The organism is Sphingopyxis sp. LC81, from assembly GCF_000756375.1.
Taxonomy (GTDB): domain Bacteria; phylum Pseudomonadota; class Alphaproteobacteria; order Sphingomonadales; family Sphingomonadaceae; genus Sphingopyxis.
In genome coordinates this window covers 264,655-279,576 of record NZ_JNFD01000021.1, presented here as the reverse complement: position 1 = coordinate 279,576, position 14,922 = coordinate 264,655, and the positions used below count along the sequence as shown (strand labels likewise).

15 protein-coding genes and 1 tRNA gene are annotated in these 14,922 nt (G+C 63.3%); 11 read left to right on the top strand and 5 right to left on the bottom strand.

What is annotated here, in order from left to right; translation table 11 throughout:
* Positions 1–14: 14 nt before the first annotated feature.
* Both FG91_RS11725 and FG91_RS11720 read left to right on the top strand, forming a co-directional pair.
* Entirely contained in the window at positions 15–962 is a 948-nt protein-coding gene (locus FG91_RS11725) for an alpha/beta hydrolase (protein ID WP_037515116.1), read from the top strand.
* Positions 959–1,435, top strand: coding sequence for an RNA pyrophosphohydrolase (locus FG91_RS11720; RefSeq protein WP_037515115.1), 477 nt, complete (start codon positions 959–961; stop codon positions 1,433–1,435). The genes FG91_RS11725 and FG91_RS11720 overlap by 4 nt, the downstream gene beginning before the upstream one ends.
* Here FG91_RS11720 and FG91_RS11715 read toward each other — a convergent pair.
* On the bottom strand, positions 1,396–2,085 hold the full coding sequence (locus tag FG91_RS11715; RefSeq protein WP_037515114.1) for a uracil-DNA glycosylase: 690 nt from the start codon (positions 2,083–2,085) through the stop codon (positions 1,396–1,398). The genes FG91_RS11720 and FG91_RS11715 overlap by 40 nt on opposite strands.
* 23 nt (positions 2,086–2,108) lie before the next feature.
* Here FG91_RS11715 and folK point away from each other — a divergent pair, with 23 nt between their 5' ends.
* The 5 genes from folK to FG91_RS11690 all read left to right on the top strand — a co-directional run bounded on the left by folK (position 2,109) and on the right by FG91_RS11690 (position 7,113).
* A complete protein-coding gene (gene folK, locus FG91_RS11710; protein ID WP_152568098.1) occupies positions 2,109–2,630 on the top strand; it encodes a 2-amino-4-hydroxy-6-hydroxymethyldihydropteridine diphosphokinase in 522 nt (173 codons plus the stop codon).
* A 43-nt stretch (positions 2,631–2,673) separates the two neighbouring features.
* Positions 2,674–2,749 (top strand) — tRNA-Lys (locus FG91_RS11705).
* Positions 2,750–2,955: 206 nt separating this feature from the next.
* The gene (locus tag FG91_RS11700) at positions 2,956–3,960 is read left to right on the top strand and encodes an NAD-dependent epimerase/dehydratase family protein (protein WP_037515111.1); all 1,005 of its coding nucleotides are present in this window, start codon (positions 2,956–2,958) and stop codon (positions 3,958–3,960) included.
* A 55-nt stretch (positions 3,961–4,015) separates the two neighbouring features.
* Positions 4,016–4,480 (top strand): hypothetical protein, encoded by a 465-nt coding sequence (locus FG91_RS21775; protein WP_152568097.1) that lies wholly within the window; start codon positions 4,016–4,018, stop codon positions 4,478–4,480.
* A 521-nt stretch (positions 4,481–5,001) separates the two neighbouring features.
* Positions 5,002–7,113: a hypothetical protein gene (locus FG91_RS11690; RefSeq protein ID WP_152568096.1), complete on the top strand. Its 2,112-nt coding sequence runs from the start codon at positions 5,002–5,004 to the stop codon at positions 7,111–7,113.
* 240 nt (positions 7,114–7,353) lie between these two features.
* Here FG91_RS11690 and FG91_RS11685 read toward each other — a convergent pair whose 3' ends face one another.
* Complete coding sequence (locus tag FG91_RS11685) at positions 7,354–9,675, bottom strand: TonB-dependent siderophore receptor (RefSeq protein ID WP_052187529.1); 2,322 nt, start codon at positions 9,673–9,675, stop codon at positions 7,354–7,356.
* A 100-nt stretch (positions 9,676–9,775) separates the two neighbouring features.
* On the opposite strand from FG91_RS11685, the gene FG91_RS11680 reads away from it, so the two are divergent.
* Genes FG91_RS11680 through FG91_RS11670 form a run of 3 tightly spaced genes read left to right on the top strand, consistent with a single transcriptional unit; the run spans position 9,776 to position 11,977 of the window.
* Entirely contained in the window at positions 9,776–10,060 is a 285-nt protein-coding gene (locus tag FG91_RS11680) for a hypothetical protein (RefSeq protein ID WP_037515460.1), read from the top strand.
* Complete coding sequence (locus FG91_RS11675) at positions 10,057–11,664, top strand: PepSY-associated TM helix domain-containing protein (RefSeq protein ID WP_037515108.1); 1,608 nt, start codon at positions 10,057–10,059, stop codon at positions 11,662–11,664. The genes FG91_RS11680 and FG91_RS11675 overlap by 4 nt, the downstream gene beginning before the upstream one ends.
* Entirely contained in the window at positions 11,654–11,977 is a 324-nt protein-coding gene (locus tag FG91_RS11670; RefSeq protein ID WP_081940558.1) for a DUF3325 domain-containing protein, read from the top strand. The genes FG91_RS11675 and FG91_RS11670 overlap by 11 nt, the downstream gene beginning before the upstream one ends.
* Positions 11,978–11,980: 3 nt before the next feature.
* On the opposite strand, the gene FG91_RS11665 is transcribed toward FG91_RS11670, so the two are convergent.
* Both FG91_RS11665 and FG91_RS11660 read right to left on the bottom strand, forming a co-directional pair.
* Positions 11,981–12,628 (bottom strand): NrsF family protein, encoded by a 648-nt coding sequence (locus tag FG91_RS11665; protein WP_037515106.1) that lies wholly within the window; start codon positions 12,626–12,628, stop codon positions 11,981–11,983.
* A gap of 1 nt (position 12,629) precedes the next feature.
* Positions 12,630–13,151 carry a sigma-70 family RNA polymerase sigma factor gene (locus FG91_RS11660; RefSeq protein ID WP_081940557.1) on the bottom strand — a complete coding sequence of 174 codons (522 nt, stop codon included), beginning with the start codon at positions 13,149–13,151 and terminating at the stop codon, positions 12,630–12,632.
* Between the two features lie 174 nt (positions 13,152–13,325).
* Between FG91_RS11660 and galE the strand changes: the two genes are divergently transcribed.
* The gene (gene galE / locus FG91_RS11655) at positions 13,326–14,342 is read left to right on the top strand and encodes a UDP-glucose 4-epimerase GalE (RefSeq protein ID WP_037515105.1); all 1,017 of its coding nucleotides are present in this window, start codon (positions 13,326–13,328) and stop codon (positions 14,340–14,342) included.
* Here the strand turns inward: galE and FG91_RS11650 are convergent.
* On the bottom strand, positions 14,339–14,911 hold the full coding sequence (locus tag FG91_RS11650) for a TMEM165/GDT1 family protein (protein WP_037515103.1): 573 nt from the start codon (positions 14,909–14,911) through the stop codon (positions 14,339–14,341). The two genes, galE and FG91_RS11650, sit on opposite strands and share 4 nt — an antisense overlap.
* Positions 14,912–14,922: the final 11 nt, after the last annotated feature.

Here is a 14,922-nt window from a genome sequence, read left to right as displayed (position 1 = left end):
AGGGAGAGACGCAGATGACCGACGGCACCACCCCATATACGCGCCCCGACGTGGCGGTTTTCCTCGCCTTCCTGAACGCGCAGCAAGGGCCGAAAATGGAAGAGATGCCGCCCGAGGGCGCGCGCGAGATGTTCCGCGTGATGGGCCAGCTCGCCGACGTGCCGCGCGGCGAGATTGCCAAGGTCGAGAATCGCACCATCCCCGGCCCCGCCGGCGAGATCGCCATCCGCATCTACGACAACCGCCCGGACCGCGAAACCGGACCGGTGATGGTCTTTTATCATGGCGGCGGCTGGGTGATCGGCGATCTCGACACGCATGACGCTTATTGCGCCGAAGCGGCGCGGCTGCTCGACATGCCCGTGATCGCGGTCGATTATCGCCTCGCGCCCGAGCATCCCTTCCCCGCCGCGCCGATCGATTGCGAGGCCGCGACGCGCTGGGTCGCCGACAACATCCCCTGCACCGGACTTGTGCTGTCGGGTGAAAGCGCCGGGGGGAATCTGACGATCGCTACCGCGCTCACGCTGCGCGACAAGCCCGCTTCGAAGCCGGTGATCGCGATCCACCCCATCTATCCCGCGGTCACCACGCACGACGATTGGCAGAGCTATCGCGATTTTGGCGAAGGCCATCTGCTGACGCAGGGCAGCATGACCTGGTTCGGCAATCACTACGCCGCCGACCCCGCCGACTATCGCGCCTCGCCGCTCGATTTTCCGGCCGCGGGCCTGCCCCCGACGCTGCTCATCACCGCAGGGCTCGACCCGCTGCGTGACCAAGGCCGCGCCTATGCGGCGAAGCTGATCGAGGCCGGGGTGCCCACCACCTATCGCGAGGCGGCGGGCACGATCCACGGTTATATCAACCTCGCCCAAGGCATTCCGAGCGCCAAAGAAGATATTCGCGGGGCATTGACCGTATTGAAAGCGATCGTCGCCGAAGCTACCGGGGCGGCATGATCGATCATAGCTCCCTCCCCTACCGCCCCTGCGCGGGCGTCATGCTCGCCAATCGCGACGGCCGCGTCTTCGTCGGCCAGCGGCTCGATACGTCGAGCGAGGCGTGGCAGATGCCGCAGGGCGGGATCGATGACGGCGAAGATGCCGAAGAAGCGGCGATCCGCGAACTCGGTGAGGAAACCGGCGTCCACGGCGGGCTGGTCGAAATCATCGCGCGCAGCCGCGAGGAATATTTCTATGACCTGCCCGACCATCTGATCGGCAAGATGTGGGGCGGCAAGTATCGCGGCCAGCGCCAGCACTGGTTCCTGATGCGCTTCATGGGTGACGACGGCGACGTCAACATCCACACCAAGCATCAGGAATTCCGCGCGTGGAAATGGGCGGAGCTGAACGAGATCGAGAAACTGATCGTCCCGTTCAAGCGCGTCCTTTACCGCGGGCTGGTCGAGGAATTCGGCCCGCTGGTCTGATCGCGGAGCGCCAGCGCGGTCCGGAAGACATCGGCGAACATTTCGGGCGTGAGCCGCCCGGTGTTCGTGTTGTAGCGCGAGCAGTGGTAGCTATCGATCAGATGCCGTCCATCGGGCAGCATATGCACTGCGCCATGGCCGAAGGGGGAACCCGCGAGGCGGGCGCCCGCCGCCCTTAGCGTGGCGTCATGCGCGATCCGCCCTAACGCGATGATCACGCGGATTTTCGGCAACGCTGCCAGCTGCGTTTCGAAGAACGGGCGACAGTTCGCGATTTCGGCGGGCGTGGGTTTGTTCTGGGGCGGCAGACATTTGACGCTGTTGACGATAATCGCGCCGTCGAGCGTCAGCCCGTCGTCGATGCGCGCATCGTAGCAGCCCTTGCTGAGACCGAATTCGGCGAGCGTCGCAAACAGCAGATCGCCCGCATAATCGCCCGTGAAAGGCCGGCCGGTCCGGTTCGCGCCATGCTTGCCCGGCGCGAGTCCCGCAAAAGCGAGCCAGGCGTCGGGATCGCCGAATGCATGGACCGGCGCGTTCCACCAATCGGGGTGCTCAACTTGGCATTCGCGCCGCAATGCAACGAGGCGCGGACAGCGCGGGCAGTCACGCGGCGGCTCGGTTCCGGGCAATGGGCTGTCAATTTCCACGCATCTGCGATAGGCGCTGCGCCATGAGCAACGCAATGCCGCTTCCCCTCTATGCCATCGGGCTCGGATCGAATCGGCGACATGCGCGGTTCGGCGACCCGCGCGCGGTGCTGCTCGCCGCGCTGGCGGCGCTGGAGAGCGCCGATATCGAGGCGGTCGACGCCAGCCCGATCATCGCGAGCGATCCGCTCGGCCCGTCGCGCCGCCGCTACGCGAACGCCGTCGCGCTCGTCGCCTCGCTGCTCAGCCCTCCCGAAATGCTCGCACGGTTGCAAGCGATCGAGGCGAGCTTCGGCCGCCGCACCGGTCAGCGCTGGAGTGCACGGACGCTCGACCTCGATATCCTGCTCTGGTCGGGCGGCGCCTGGTCCGACGGCACACTGACCATCCCGCATCCCGCCATCGAAGAGCGTGCGTTCGTGCTCGGCCCGCTGCGTGCGATCGTCCCTGAATGGCAGCATCCGCTGCATGGTCGCAGCGTCCGCCAACTCGCCGCGCGCCTCGCGCGTCCAAAGCCGGTTGACCGGACCGCATCGGCGCACTAGGGCGACACCTCACTTCGCAAGCCCGCTTCGGCGGCGCCGCGATGGGCCCTTAGCTCAGTCGGTAGAGCAACTGACTTTTAATCAGTAGGTCGCTGGTTCGAACCCAGCAGGGCTCACCACTTTCAGTTGACAGCGTGACCGGGCTGAAGCGCGGCCCGTTCCGTCTCCCACCATATTGCTGACGGTTACGCCTTCCAGAATGGCCAACGGTAACGCTCTTGCGTGTGTTGCCGGTGAATTTACCATTGCCTCGCTACAAGCCGCAGCGACGGCCTGATCTTGACAGACGCTGGCGAAGAGATGGCGCAATATATGGAGACGAAATTTGACTACGCTTATAACTGGCGCGGCCGGTTTCATTGGAATGCATGTCGCCGCGGCGTTGCTCGATCGTGGCGAGCGCGTGATCGGAATCGATAATTTCACGCCATATTATTCGCTCGACCTCAAGCGCGCGAGGGTTGCACGTCTCGAGGCGCTCAATGGTAAGTCGTTTTCTTTCATAAATGTGGATTTTGGCGACGCCAACGCGCTCTCGCACGCGCTTTCCGGCGCGACGATTGATCGAATCGTGCACTTGGGCGCCCAACCCGGCGTACGCTATTCGCTCGATAATCCTTCGGCCTATATCCACTCGAATATTTCGGGACATCTGAATATCCTGGAACTTGCTCGGCACCGGGCTGTTGCGCATCTGGTGTACGCCTCCTCGTCATCGGTTTACGGGATGCGCGCCGACACCCCTTTTCGGGTTGCCGATCGCGCCGACACACCGATTTCGCTTTATGCGGCGACCAAGCGCGCCGATGAACTGATGAGTGAAACCTATGCGCACCTGTTCCGGATACCGCAGACGGGCCTGCGCTTCTTTACCGTATATGGGCCATGGGGGCGCCCCGATATGGCTGTGTGGAAGTTCACCGAAGCGGTGCTGCGTGGTCATCCCATCGGCGTTTACAATCACGGCGACATGCTCCGCGATTTCACCTTTATCGACGATATCGTAAACGGCGTGATTCTGGCGCTCGATCACCCTCCCGAAGACGATGGCCAGGAAAAACCCGGAGGTTTCGCGACACCCCACCGGCTATACAACATCGGCAACAATCGCCCCGAGCAACTGACCGACCTGATTGCGGCAATCGAGAAAGCCTGTGGTCGCAAGGCCCAGATCAACCTGCTGCCGATGCAGGACGGCGACGTTTATCAGACGTTTGCCGATATCGAAGATATCAGCCGCGACCTCGGCTTCGCTCCTACGACACCGTTGGCCGTCGGTATCCCTTCTTTTGTCGCCTGGTATCGGAAGGAATGGATGAAGCGATGGTAGAATAATCGCATTTGTGGCGATAATAAGCATATAAGAGCAGACGGATGCGCGGACTATGATCGATGGCTTCATCTCGCATTCTCCGCTTTGCGCGGCCTTCTCAGCGATGGACACCGTCACTGCAATTGGCTACGCCTGCGGACGGGATCACACGACTGGCATCGGATTCTGCGGGGCAGGCGTTTATGCGGGTGGATACTACAACGCTGACCGCACGACCGTTTTTGGCACCTTCGCCTTAAGTGGTGCACAGGGTGAAGGCAGCACCTACGGCGACAATAACGCGATTTTCGGTTTTGCTGCTGCTGGCGCGAATAGCGGCGCTCGCAATGCGGCGTTTGGGTCCGAAAGCCTGCGCTTCGGCTCCGGCAGCGAGATTGCCCCGTTTCGGTTTCCGTGCCGGATACTCGAATACGGCCGGCTCGAAAAACACATTTGTCGGCACGCGCGCGGGCAATCATGTCAGCCAGAAGGCGGATGCAGTCAATTCGATCGCGATCGGCGTCGACACCTTTATTAACAAGGACGATCAGACTGTAATCGGGACCGAAGCATGCGACGAACTTGTTCTGCATGGCGTGGCTTTTTCCCGTGCGCAACTTCTTGCGCTGAAGGCGCTTGTCTAACCGTCACTGCACTAAGCCAGCGACCTGGGGGGATGGCAACAGCCCCACAGCCGCTGCGCGGCGGTTCGGATTCTCGGCAGCTCGAAAGCTATTCCGATTGCTCTGCCCGTCTCGCGCTGGTCACAGGCGGAATTGCCTTTTACCGGCCCGGATCGATTGTGTAACCCTTCGTCGCCGAGGTCGTCGAGTATAGGGAACAAACACGCGAGAGGGCCCATCTGGTCATTAGACCTTCATGCTGACACAACGAGGATCGAATTTGACGTGGCCCTTGGGAGAATTGGTATGCGCGCAGTGCGATCAAAGCGCGTTTCACGCTGAGCCAGGCGAATCTGCAATGTCTGATGGGACGAACTTCGAAATGAAAGCTTCAGAGCTTGAGCATAACGAAATTAGCTCGGCGTTTGTCGAGTAGATGTTGCTCGCTCTCCTGCTCGCCTCCGTCGTCCCCGCTGGCACGTCTTTCGATTGCATCCCCACTGCGGTCCGGAATGGTGATAATCCGACATGGTGCGAAGACCCACATATTCTCCGGTCAGGCATCGCGGCACGCGAGTTGGGCGGAACGTGCACGCCGGGTCACCTTTGCCCTGCCCCCGCCCCCTCTCTTGCACCTCGTGATCATTTTGCATCACTGCTCGGCAAGCCCGGCGACGCCAACCTGATTGGCGTCGAGGGTGGCGAGACAGTCCAGTCATTCATTTCATCGGCTGGCATCTCGACCATCTATTCCAGCCAGTTTCCTACACTTGCAGACGCTCTCGCGACATGGGCGGTCCGTGGCGGCGAACTGATCGTCGATGCGGATTATTCAATACCTTCACCTGTTTCGGGCGATGCCGCACTCAATGTCCAGCTTTTCGCAAACAAGGAATATGTGCTGTCGTCGCGAACGGAACGGAAGATCACCTACGCAGGTGCGCCGAGCCGCACGCTGATGCAAATCCTTGGCGCGGACAATGCACCGTTGGCGGTATCCGGCATCACATTCGACGGCGACAATAAGACCAATAAACCGCTGTTTATTGACTATACTGGTGTAACCGGCACCCGTCGCGCGGACCTCAGCGTCAGCGGCAAGTTTGTAAACGCCTACGGCACAACCTTCGGGTGGGGCGATATAGCAGCTCTCAAAATTGTTGGTGGTTTCGATGCGGTGCATATTCACGATTTCATGGTCGAGAATGTGGGTCGAGCTGCCGGGACTACGACGCCGGGAGACAATGGATCCCAAGGTGTGCAGTTATTTGGCAGCGGCGCGAGCAACTATCGCAGTGCCGTCATCGAGCGTGGGCGGATCAGCAATCTTACGACGCTCGACGGAGCGGACACCGCCAACTACGCCGACCTAGACGGCATTCTTGCGTTTCAAGAAATAGAATCGGGTGCACGCGCGCCCGTAATTCGCAATGTCGAACTGCTGCAGGTTCCGGGCCGCGGCATCAAAATGCATGCACCGAACCCCGGTTCGCTCGCCGAGAACGTCACGGTTACGCGCAGCATGAAAGGCGTGGGGAAGGGTATGGCTGGCGGACCGGGACACAGCATCGATATCGACTTTCAGCATGGCGACGGGGTTATCCGCAACATCACGATCACCTATTCCGGTGACGCTCACTACACCAAGACCGTCCCGATTCAGATTACGCAAGTCAACGCGCGCGCAGCGGACAATCGGTTAGGGCCGACAATTATTGACGGCGTACGGATCGCCGACACCACAAACCCTTCCGACGGCATCAAGGGCGCGCTGATCAGTGTTCTCGATAACACGCCTGCCGCAAGAGAAACCCGGAGCATTCGAATCTCCAATATTTATGACGAAGGCAAGTCGGAAACGCTGATCCGCACTAACAAGCTTGGCACCAATGTGCGGGTCGATGTCGAACTGAATCAGATCGAATGTGATGTGTCGGTGGCGGCGACGCGCACCAGCGACCTGACTCCCTATCTGTTCGTCAAGGGCCGAAACATCGTCAATCGCAACGGCACCCTTCGCCCGGTAAAGGTGACGATCGCCGGTGCCATATCCGTCCTAGATTGGGGCGATTGGGAAGGCGATGCGACCATACGCGGCTTCGCGCGCTACACCGGTGGCTTCCGAGGCATGCCTGCATTTACGAACGGCTTTCGCGGCGCGGGTGGCGGCGTCGAAGCTGCACCGATCTATGGGAAATCGGAAGCATCGGGTCGCGTCGCTCCTGGCCTAGTGTCGCTAATTAACGGCGCGACGTGGACCGGGCCGCCAGTTGGCCAGTACGATTCGACTGGCGGAGACTATACGTTTTCAATCCGATTGCTCGGCAGTCGGCACCATGACTATGCCCGCTGGCGGACTGGTCCGGGCGGTACGACTCTAGTTCCGTTTGGCGCGATCGTTGGTGCGACAATCGTCAAGACCGACATTGGTGCCGACACCGCTGACGCAGGAAAGGTTGTCGTCTGGAAGCATGGCGCTTCCCAGTTGCAGAAGGTGTCGAACCACACTGGGTCCACAATTCGCTTCATCCCCGTTTTCAACGACTGACCACGGGCTATGGGATCACGCTACATGGCGTCCCGCTCCCTTCCGGCCAGACTTTGAGATTGAACGCCTTTATAATGACCGTGAGGCGCGCCTTGAGCGCAAGCCGATATCCCCTTCGCAATGCACGTCTGTTGCCCCTGGCCTCGGGCCTGGAGCGACGGGGGCACAAACGGACCGCCGACTTTCAAGTCGCTTTATCCGAAAGCCGGCGTCTGCCTATTGACCGTGCACGATAACACGTCACCACTTGTAGCGCAGCGATCCGACGACCGTCCGCGATGCGCCGAAATAGCAGCTGTTCGAGAAGAAGCAGGACGAGACATGCTGCTTGTCGAATAGATTCTGTGCGTTCACCGCGACGCTGAGCCCATCCAGCGCCGGGCTGGCATGGCCAAGGTCGTAGGCGAGCATCGCATCGAACAGGGTGAAGCTCTTCGTCTTGAACAGTTCGAAGGTCGTCACGCTGTTCACGACCTTGTAGCTCGTCGAGCCGAAAGAGCCGCCAACATAGCGGAAGCCCGCGCCGAGGCTCAGGCCACCAAGCGGCCCCTCGCCCGCACCGCCGCGGCCGAAATCGTACGACAGGAAGCCCGATGCCTGCCATTCGGGCACGCCGAGCGGGACGGTGCCCGTGGTCGAAGGCGTGCCGGTGCTGCCCAGCCGGGTGGGCGTCGGCGCCGAGGCGGGAACGGCGGGCGCGCCCTGCGTGATCAGCGCATCGGTGTAAGTGCCCGCAAAGATGATATCGAGCCCCGGACGGAGCTCGCCGCGGGCTTCGAGTTCGACGCCGCGGACGCGTGTTTCGCCGATCTGGATCTGCGAGTTCGCCGGACGGCCGGGGGTGCCCGCGAGCGGGTCGCCGACCGGTACATTCTGCCGCTTCAGCTCATAGGCCGACAGCGTGATGAGCGCATTCAGGCCGCGCGGCTGATATTTAAGCCCCGCCTCATACATATTGCCCGTGGTCGGCGAGAAGGGATTGCCGAGATAATCGGCGCCCGCTTGCGGCTCGAAGGATTCGGTGTAGCTCACATAAGGCGACAGGCCGAATTCGAACTCATAGAGCGCGCCAAAGCGCATCGTGAAGGCGCTTTGCGAGAGCGGCGTCAGCACGCGGTTCTTCTTGTTGAGCGTGCGCTGGTCATAGGAGTCCCACCGGCCGCTCGCGATCAGGTGGAGCCCGCCGATTTTCACCTGATCCTGGATATAGATGCCGGTCTGGTCGCGGGTGGTATAGCTGTTGGTGTAGGCGGGCGAGAGCAGTTTCAGGTCGAGGCTGGGGATGCCGACGCCATAGACGGGCGCGTAGAGGTTGAGGTTCGGGATGCTCGTGAGCGGGTTGGTCGTCTGGCCGGTATTGAACTGCTGGAAATTCTCGCCGGTGATGCGGAGGTAATCGAGGCCGACCAATATGTCGTGCTCGATGCCCGCGGTTTCGAACTTCGCGTTGAAGCTGCTGTCCATGGTCAGCGTGTCGAAATCCTCGTCGGCGCCGCCGCCGCCGCGGATGATCGTGCTGTAATCGGTGTTGATGTTGAGCCCGGTGCCCGTCGTCGCGAAACCGCCGACATAAAGCTGGCGGTAGCTCAGCTTGTTGTTCTGGAACCGGACGTTCGAGCGGAACGCCAGATGTTCGTTGAACTCGCGCCGGAACAAGAGCGCGAGCGACTTCTGCTTGTGGTCATAGACCTCATAGGCCGGATCGCCGGTGTTGATATGATATTCGATCGGGCCATTGGGGTTCGGCAGCACGCTGCCATAGGCCGGCACGCCCGAATAGCCGCTGCCCGACGGCGCGTGCTGATAGGATGCGATGAGCGTGATATTCGTCTGGTCGTCGGGCGCGAAGGCGATCATCGGGCTGATGTGATAGCGCTCGCTCTCGGTGCGTTTGGTGAAGCCGTCGGCCTTTTGCCACCCGCCGACAAGACGCACGCGCCACTTGCCTTCGGCATCGAGCGGCTGGTTGATGTCGCCGACGAAACGCAGGCTGTCATAATTGCCGACCTGCGCCTCGAAACGGCCGAACGCTTCGGCTTCGGGCTTCTTGCTCGACAGGTTGATGAGGCCCCCGGGCGTGCCGTTGCCATAAAGGACCGAGGCCGGCCCCTTCATGATGTCGATCTGCTCGATGCGATTGAAATCGGTCTGCGGGGTCGAATAGGGGCCCGCGATCAGCCGCATGCCGTCGAGAAAGAAGCCGGGCGAAAAGCCGCGCAGATACATCTGGTCGTACCGCGACACCGTGCCGCCGCGCTGGTTCGCCGCGACGCCGGCGACATAGCCGACCGCCTGGTTGAGCGAGATCGCATTGCGGCGCTCCAGCTCTTCGCTGTCGATCACCGTGATCGTCTGCGCCGTTTCGATCAGCGGGGTTCCGGTCTTGGTCGCCGACGAGACACTGGCTTCGCGAAGGCCGGTTACGACGATCGTCTCGCCCGCCCCGCCGCTCTCGGCCGCGTCTTCGACGGCCCAGGCGGGCTGCGCGCCCACAAGCATCGCCGCGGCGAGTGCGACACGCGACAGATTCGACCGCACTGCGGCGCGCGAATTCGGCTTCATGTTAACCCCTTATTGCTATTGCTACAGATTCGCAGTTGCAGCTAGTCGCATAATCTGTTTAGGGCAAGTCGCAGTCGGATGATTGACGATGAAGGGGAAAATGGCGGGCTCATCTATCGCGAACGGCCGAATGGCTGCGCGGGCATTCACCGCGATCGTCGGCGGCTATGCCGCGGCGGCGGGCTTCGTCTCGCTCCTCGCGCGGATCTCCCCGATCGACCGCGCCGAGGCGACGATATGGGCGATGACGTTGTCCTTCCTTGTCTATGCCGGCCTCATCCTCTGGGCCTTCCATGAAACCCGGCTTGCCCGCGTCGCGGCCGCCATCTGGGGCCTCGCCTTCGGGTCGGTCGGATGCCTGTGGCTGCTGGGACCCGCGCTATGAGCAAAACAGCATCGAACGCGGCGCCGGGCGTTCGCCAGTCAATGGCGTGGATTCACGGCTGGCTCGGGCTGCTCGCGGGCTGGATTCTGTTCGCGATGTTCCTCACCGGCACCGCGAGCTATTTCCGGCCCGAAATCACGCGCTGGATGCAGCCCGAGATCGACCTGCGCCCGGTCACGGCCGCGACCGCCGCGGACACCGCGGTCGCGCATTTGCAAAAGGTCGCCCCGACCGCCGAGCAATGGTTCATCTACCTTCCTGACGCGCGCACGACCGCGACGCGCATCTTCATCCGCGAGCGCCCGAACCCCGATCCGGATGCGAAGCCGGCGCCGCGCCGCCCCGAACTGCGGCTCGACCCGGCGACGGGCGAAGAAGTGACGGCGCGCGACACGCGCGGCGGCGAGCATTTCTATCGCTTTCACTTCCAGCTCCAGATCCCGCACCCATGGGGGCGCTGGCTCGCGGGGCTCTGCGCGATGGCGATGCTGACGGCGATCATCTCGGGCGTCATCACGCACAAGCGCATCTTCGTCGATTTCTTCACGCTGCGGTGGAGCAAGGGGCAGCGCAGCTGGCTCGATGCGCATAATGTATCGGCGGTGATCGCCCTGCCCTTCCACGCGATGATCACCTACACCGGCCTGATCACGCTGGTGGCGATGTATATGCCTTGGCCAATCCAGGCGAATTACAAGGACCCGGCGACCTTCGAGACCGCCGTTTTCGGCGCCGAGCCCGACGCCGAGGCAACGGGGCGCCCCGCCGCGCTGACGCCCGTCGCGCCGCTCATCGCCAAGGCATCCGAAGAATGGGGCGGCGGCCGGCCCGCGACGATGGTTGTCCGCAATCCGAATGACGCGACGGCCACCGTCACCCTGTTCCAGAGCGCGAAGGATCGGCTCAATGCGCGCGGCGGATCGATCGTCTTTTCGGGCGTCGACGGGCGGCGGCTATCGGCATCCCCCCCTCCGGGCCCGGCGGCCGAGACGAGCGGGGTTATGCTCGGCCTGCACATGGGCAGCTTTGCAGGGCCGGTTCTGCGCTGGACCTATTTCCTGCTCGGACTTGCGGGGACCGCAATGGTCGGCACGGGGCTCATGCTGTGGACGGTGAAGCGCAAGCGTCCGGGCGCGGCGCCCTTCTTCGGAATCCGATTGGCCGAACGGCTGAACGTCGGCGCCATCGCCTGCCTTCCCGCTGGCATGGCGGCGTTCCTCCTCGCCAACCGCCTGCTGCCGGCGACTCTGCCAGCGCGCGGGGACGTCGAGGTGAGCATCATGTTCTGGACCTGGTTCGGACTCGCGGCGCTGGCCTGTGTGCGGCCGATCCGCCGCGCCTGGACCGAGACGCTGGCGATTGCGGCGGTCGCCTTCCTTGCGCTGCCGCTGGTCAACGCGCTCACGACCGATCGGGGGTTTGTCCGGTCTTTCGCGAACGGCGACTGGCTGTTCGTCGCGTTCGATCTCGCGATGCTTGCGACGGGCGCGTTGCTCGGCTTCGGCGCCTGGCGGGCAGCGCAAAAATCGTCGCGCCCGGCACGGAAACCCCGCGTCGCGGCACGCCCCGTCAATCCGTTGCGCGAGGCCGTCGATGCGCATTGAGCCGGCCCTTCTCTCATACGCGTCTCTGGCGTGCCTTGCGTTGAGCACCCATCGGCTGCGCCGCGACGCCGCGTTCGAGCGTCTGCCGACGGTCGCCACCTTGCGCGGATTCGCCGTGGCGTTGCTCGTTCTCGCGGCGTGGCGCGCGGTCCATGACTTCGGCCCCTATCAGGGACCCGTCGCCTTCATCGGCATGGTCTCGATCGCCGGGCTGCCGCTCGTGCTGCTGCTTTCGCGCTGGCCGAGGGGCGCGCTGGTCACGGGGCTCGCCACCGCGGCGGTGGGGCTTGGCATGTTGATACCGATCGGCTGACGCTTACCAGCGCAGGAAACGGGGCAGGATCAGCCGGCCGGCGATCGCCGAGAAGGGCACCGCCGACGCATGCCAGAGCGTGATGTGGACAAGGTCGTCGCTCGAGCACAGCAGCGCGATGATCGTTGCCCCGGCCGCGCCCGCCGCAACCCCGATCACCCAGCCCGCGCGCGTCGGCGACGTCGGCGCGCTCGCCCTCAGCCAGAGGAACAGCGCCGCCCCGACGCCCAGCCCCGAAACCACGCCTTGCGCGAGGCAGTGTATGTCGAAACCGCGCTGCGCGGCTTCGGCGGGGTCATGCGCCTCGCCGAAAAACACGAACAGCGCCGCGAGCGGCAACGCCAGCAACGCGCCGACCGCCCAGCGCCAGCCGCCATAGTCGCGCCCGACGCCGGGCAGCCCCATGCGCAGCGCGCTCCATACCGCGGCGACACCCGCAGCGGCGAGCAGCCAGAAGGCGAGCATCGAAAGCGGCGGCATTACGCCCGTGGCGAGATCGTGCCGCCTTCCGAACAGCCCGACCAGCAAAGCGCCGACGCCCAGCCATCCGGCCGCGACCCACAGCGACCCGCGCACGACGCGCCGCGGGCGCACGGGTTTCAGATCGCTTGCCAAGCCGTCGATCAGATCGTCGATCGATGCGTCCTTCATCTCACTCACTCTCAATCAGTTCGGCGAGCTTTTTGAGCCCGCGATGGATATTCACTTTGACGAGCGATTCGCTCTGTCCCGAAATCTGCGACGCCTCGGCGATCGAGGCGCCCTCGATCTTCACCAGCGTGATCGCCTGCGCCTGCCCCGGCGGCAGCAACGTCAACAGATGGTCGATGCTGAGTTTTGCGTGCACCGCCTCGTCCTCGGCGCCGACCGCGGCGTCGTTGTCACCGAGTTCGGCCTCGTCGCGTTGGCGGCGGAGCATGTCGATCCAGCGATAGCGCGCGATCGCCGCAAGCCAGGGCAGGAAGGCCCTGTTGCTATCCCATGTCGCGAGCTTGCGGTGCATCGACACCAAAGTTTCCTGCACCAGATCGTCGATATGGTGCGGCGCAATCCGCCGCGCGAAATAGCGGGTGAGCCATTTGCGGCTGTCGCCGAGCAACGCGCGATAGGCATCGCGATCCCCCCGCTGCGATGCGACCATCAGGCGCGCCAGCGAAGGTTCGTCGATGCTCAATTGGCGGATCCTGACAAAAGCGGATGACGGCGTTTGAACACCTGTTCGCCGATATCGCCGCGAAGGTTACACGAAAAGCGGCACATGGCCGACGGACAATGATTTGGCAGGATGTCGCGGATAGAATAGGTCCACCCGCGACGGTCGCTGCGCGCGCATGGAGATGATCGAGCAATGAATATTCTACTGACGGGCGGTGCGGGTTATATCGGCAGCCACGTCGCAGCGCCTCTCGTTTCGGCGGGTCATCATGTGGTGTGCTTCGACAATCTGTCGAACAGCGACCCGTCGGTTATGACGCGGCTGGAAGCGATCACCGGCGCCGCCGTTCCGCTCGTCGAAGGTGATATCCGCGACGGCGATGCGTTGCGCGAAGTCTTGCGCGACCATGCGATCGAGGCTGTGATCCATTTCGCGGGGCTGAAGGCGGTCGGGGAATCGGTCGCCGAGCCGATGAAATATTACGACAACAATGTCCGCGGCACCTTGTCGCTGCTCGAAGCGATGGCCGATTGCGATGCGAAGACGCTCGTCTTCTCGTCGAGCGCCACCGTCTATGGCCAGCCCCAATATCTGCCGCTCGACGAGAATCACCCGACCTCTGCGACGAATCCCTATGGCCGCACCAAGCTGATGATCGAGGAAATGCTGGCCGACGTCGCCGCCGCCGATCCCGAATGGCGGATCGCGATCCTGCGCTATTTCAACCCGGTCGGAGCGCACGACAGCGGGCTGATCGGCGAAAATCCGAACGGCATTCCGAATAATCTGATGCCCTTTGTCAGCCGCGTCGCCGCCGGGCGGCTGAACGAGCTGTCGGTGTTCGGCAACGATTATGACACGCCCGACGGCACCGGGGTGCGCGACTATATCCATGTCGTCGACCTCGCCGACGGCCATGTCGCGGCGCTGGCCGCAATCGCGCAGGCCGACCAGCCGCTGTCGATATGGAACCTCGGCACCGGCCAGGGCTATTCGGTGCTCGATATGGTCGAGGCGTTCGAACGGGTGAACGGGGTACGCATCCCCTATCGCATCGCGCCGCGCCGCGACGGCGATGTCGCAAGCTGCTTCGCCAGCCCCGACCGCGCCGCGCGCGAGCTGGGCTGGACGGCGAACCGCGACCTCGACGCCATGTGCTCGTCGAGCTGGAATTTCGAGCGCACCCTCGCCGGGCGCAACGCCGACTAGCCGAGCCAGCCCGCGGTTTGCACGAGCACCCACAGGCCGATCACGAGGAAAAGGCCCGCAGCGACCTTGCGAACCTTCGCGAGATCGACGCGCTTGAGCAGTTCGTGGCCGAGGAAGATCGCGGGCACGTTGGCGATCATCATGCCGAGCGTGGTGCCCGCGGTGACGGCGACGATGTCGTGATATTGCGCGCCGAGCGCGATCGTCGCGACCTGTGTCTTGTCGCCCATCTCGACGAGGAAGAAGGCGACGAGCGTCGTCAGGAAGGCGCCGAACCGCGGCTTGGGCGCGTCATCGTCCTCGAACTTGTCGGGGATCAGCGTCCACGCCGCCATTGCGATAAACGACAGGCCGATCGCATAGCGGAAGATCGGGCTGTCGAGGAAAGCGGCGGCCGATGCGCCAAGCAGCGCCGCGAGCGCATGGTTCGCGAGCGTCGCGACCAAAATGCCGAGGATGATCGGCACCGGGCGGCTGAACCGCGTCGCGAGCAGGATCGCGAGCAGCTGCGTCTTGTCGCCGACTTCGGCGAGCGCAACGATGGCGGTCGAGGTGAACAGGGCTTCCATGGGGTACTCCG

Excerpts from the sequence above, each read along its gene's own strand:
- FG91_RS11665 (WP_037515106.1), bottom strand. The coding sequence starts at position 12,628 with ATGAAGGACGCATCGATCGACGATCTGATCGACGGCTTGGCAAGCGAT.
- FG91_RS11725 (WP_037515116.1), top strand. The coding sequence starts at position 15 with ATGACCGACGGCACCACCCCATATACGCGCCCCGACGTGGCGGTTTTC.
- FG91_RS11690 (WP_152568096.1), top strand. The coding sequence starts at position 5,002 with ATGTTGCTCGCTCTCCTGCTCGCCTCCGTCGTCCCCGCTGGCACGTCT.
- FG91_RS11685 (WP_052187529.1), bottom strand. The coding sequence starts at position 9,675 with ATGAAGCCGAATTCGCGCGCCGCAGTGCGGTCGAATCTGTCGCGTGTC.
- FG91_RS11670 (WP_081940558.1), top strand. The coding sequence starts at position 11,654 with ATGCGCATTGAGCCGGCCCTTCTCTCATACGCGTCTCTGGCGTGCCTT.
- galE (WP_037515105.1), top strand. The coding sequence starts at position 13,326 with ATGAATATTCTACTGACGGGCGGTGCGGGTTATATCGGCAGCCACGTC.
- folK (WP_152568098.1), top strand. The coding sequence starts at position 2,109 with ATGAGCAACGCAATGCCGCTTCCCCTCTATGCCATCGGGCTCGGATCG.
- FG91_RS11650 (WP_037515103.1), bottom strand. The coding sequence starts at position 14,911 with ATGGAAGCCCTGTTCACCTCGACCGCCATCGTTGCGCTCGCCGAAGTC.
- FG91_RS11680 (WP_037515460.1), top strand. The coding sequence starts at position 9,776 with ATGGCGGGCTCATCTATCGCGAACGGCCGAATGGCTGCGCGGGCATTC.
- FG91_RS21775 (WP_152568097.1), top strand. The coding sequence starts at position 4,016 with ATGATCGATGGCTTCATCTCGCATTCTCCGCTTTGCGCGGCCTTCTCA.
- FG91_RS11720 (WP_037515115.1), top strand. The coding sequence starts at position 959 with ATGATCGATCATAGCTCCCTCCCCTACCGCCCCTGCGCGGGCGTCATG.
- FG91_RS11675 (WP_037515108.1), top strand. The coding sequence starts at position 10,057 with ATGAGCAAAACAGCATCGAACGCGGCGCCGGGCGTTCGCCAGTCAATG.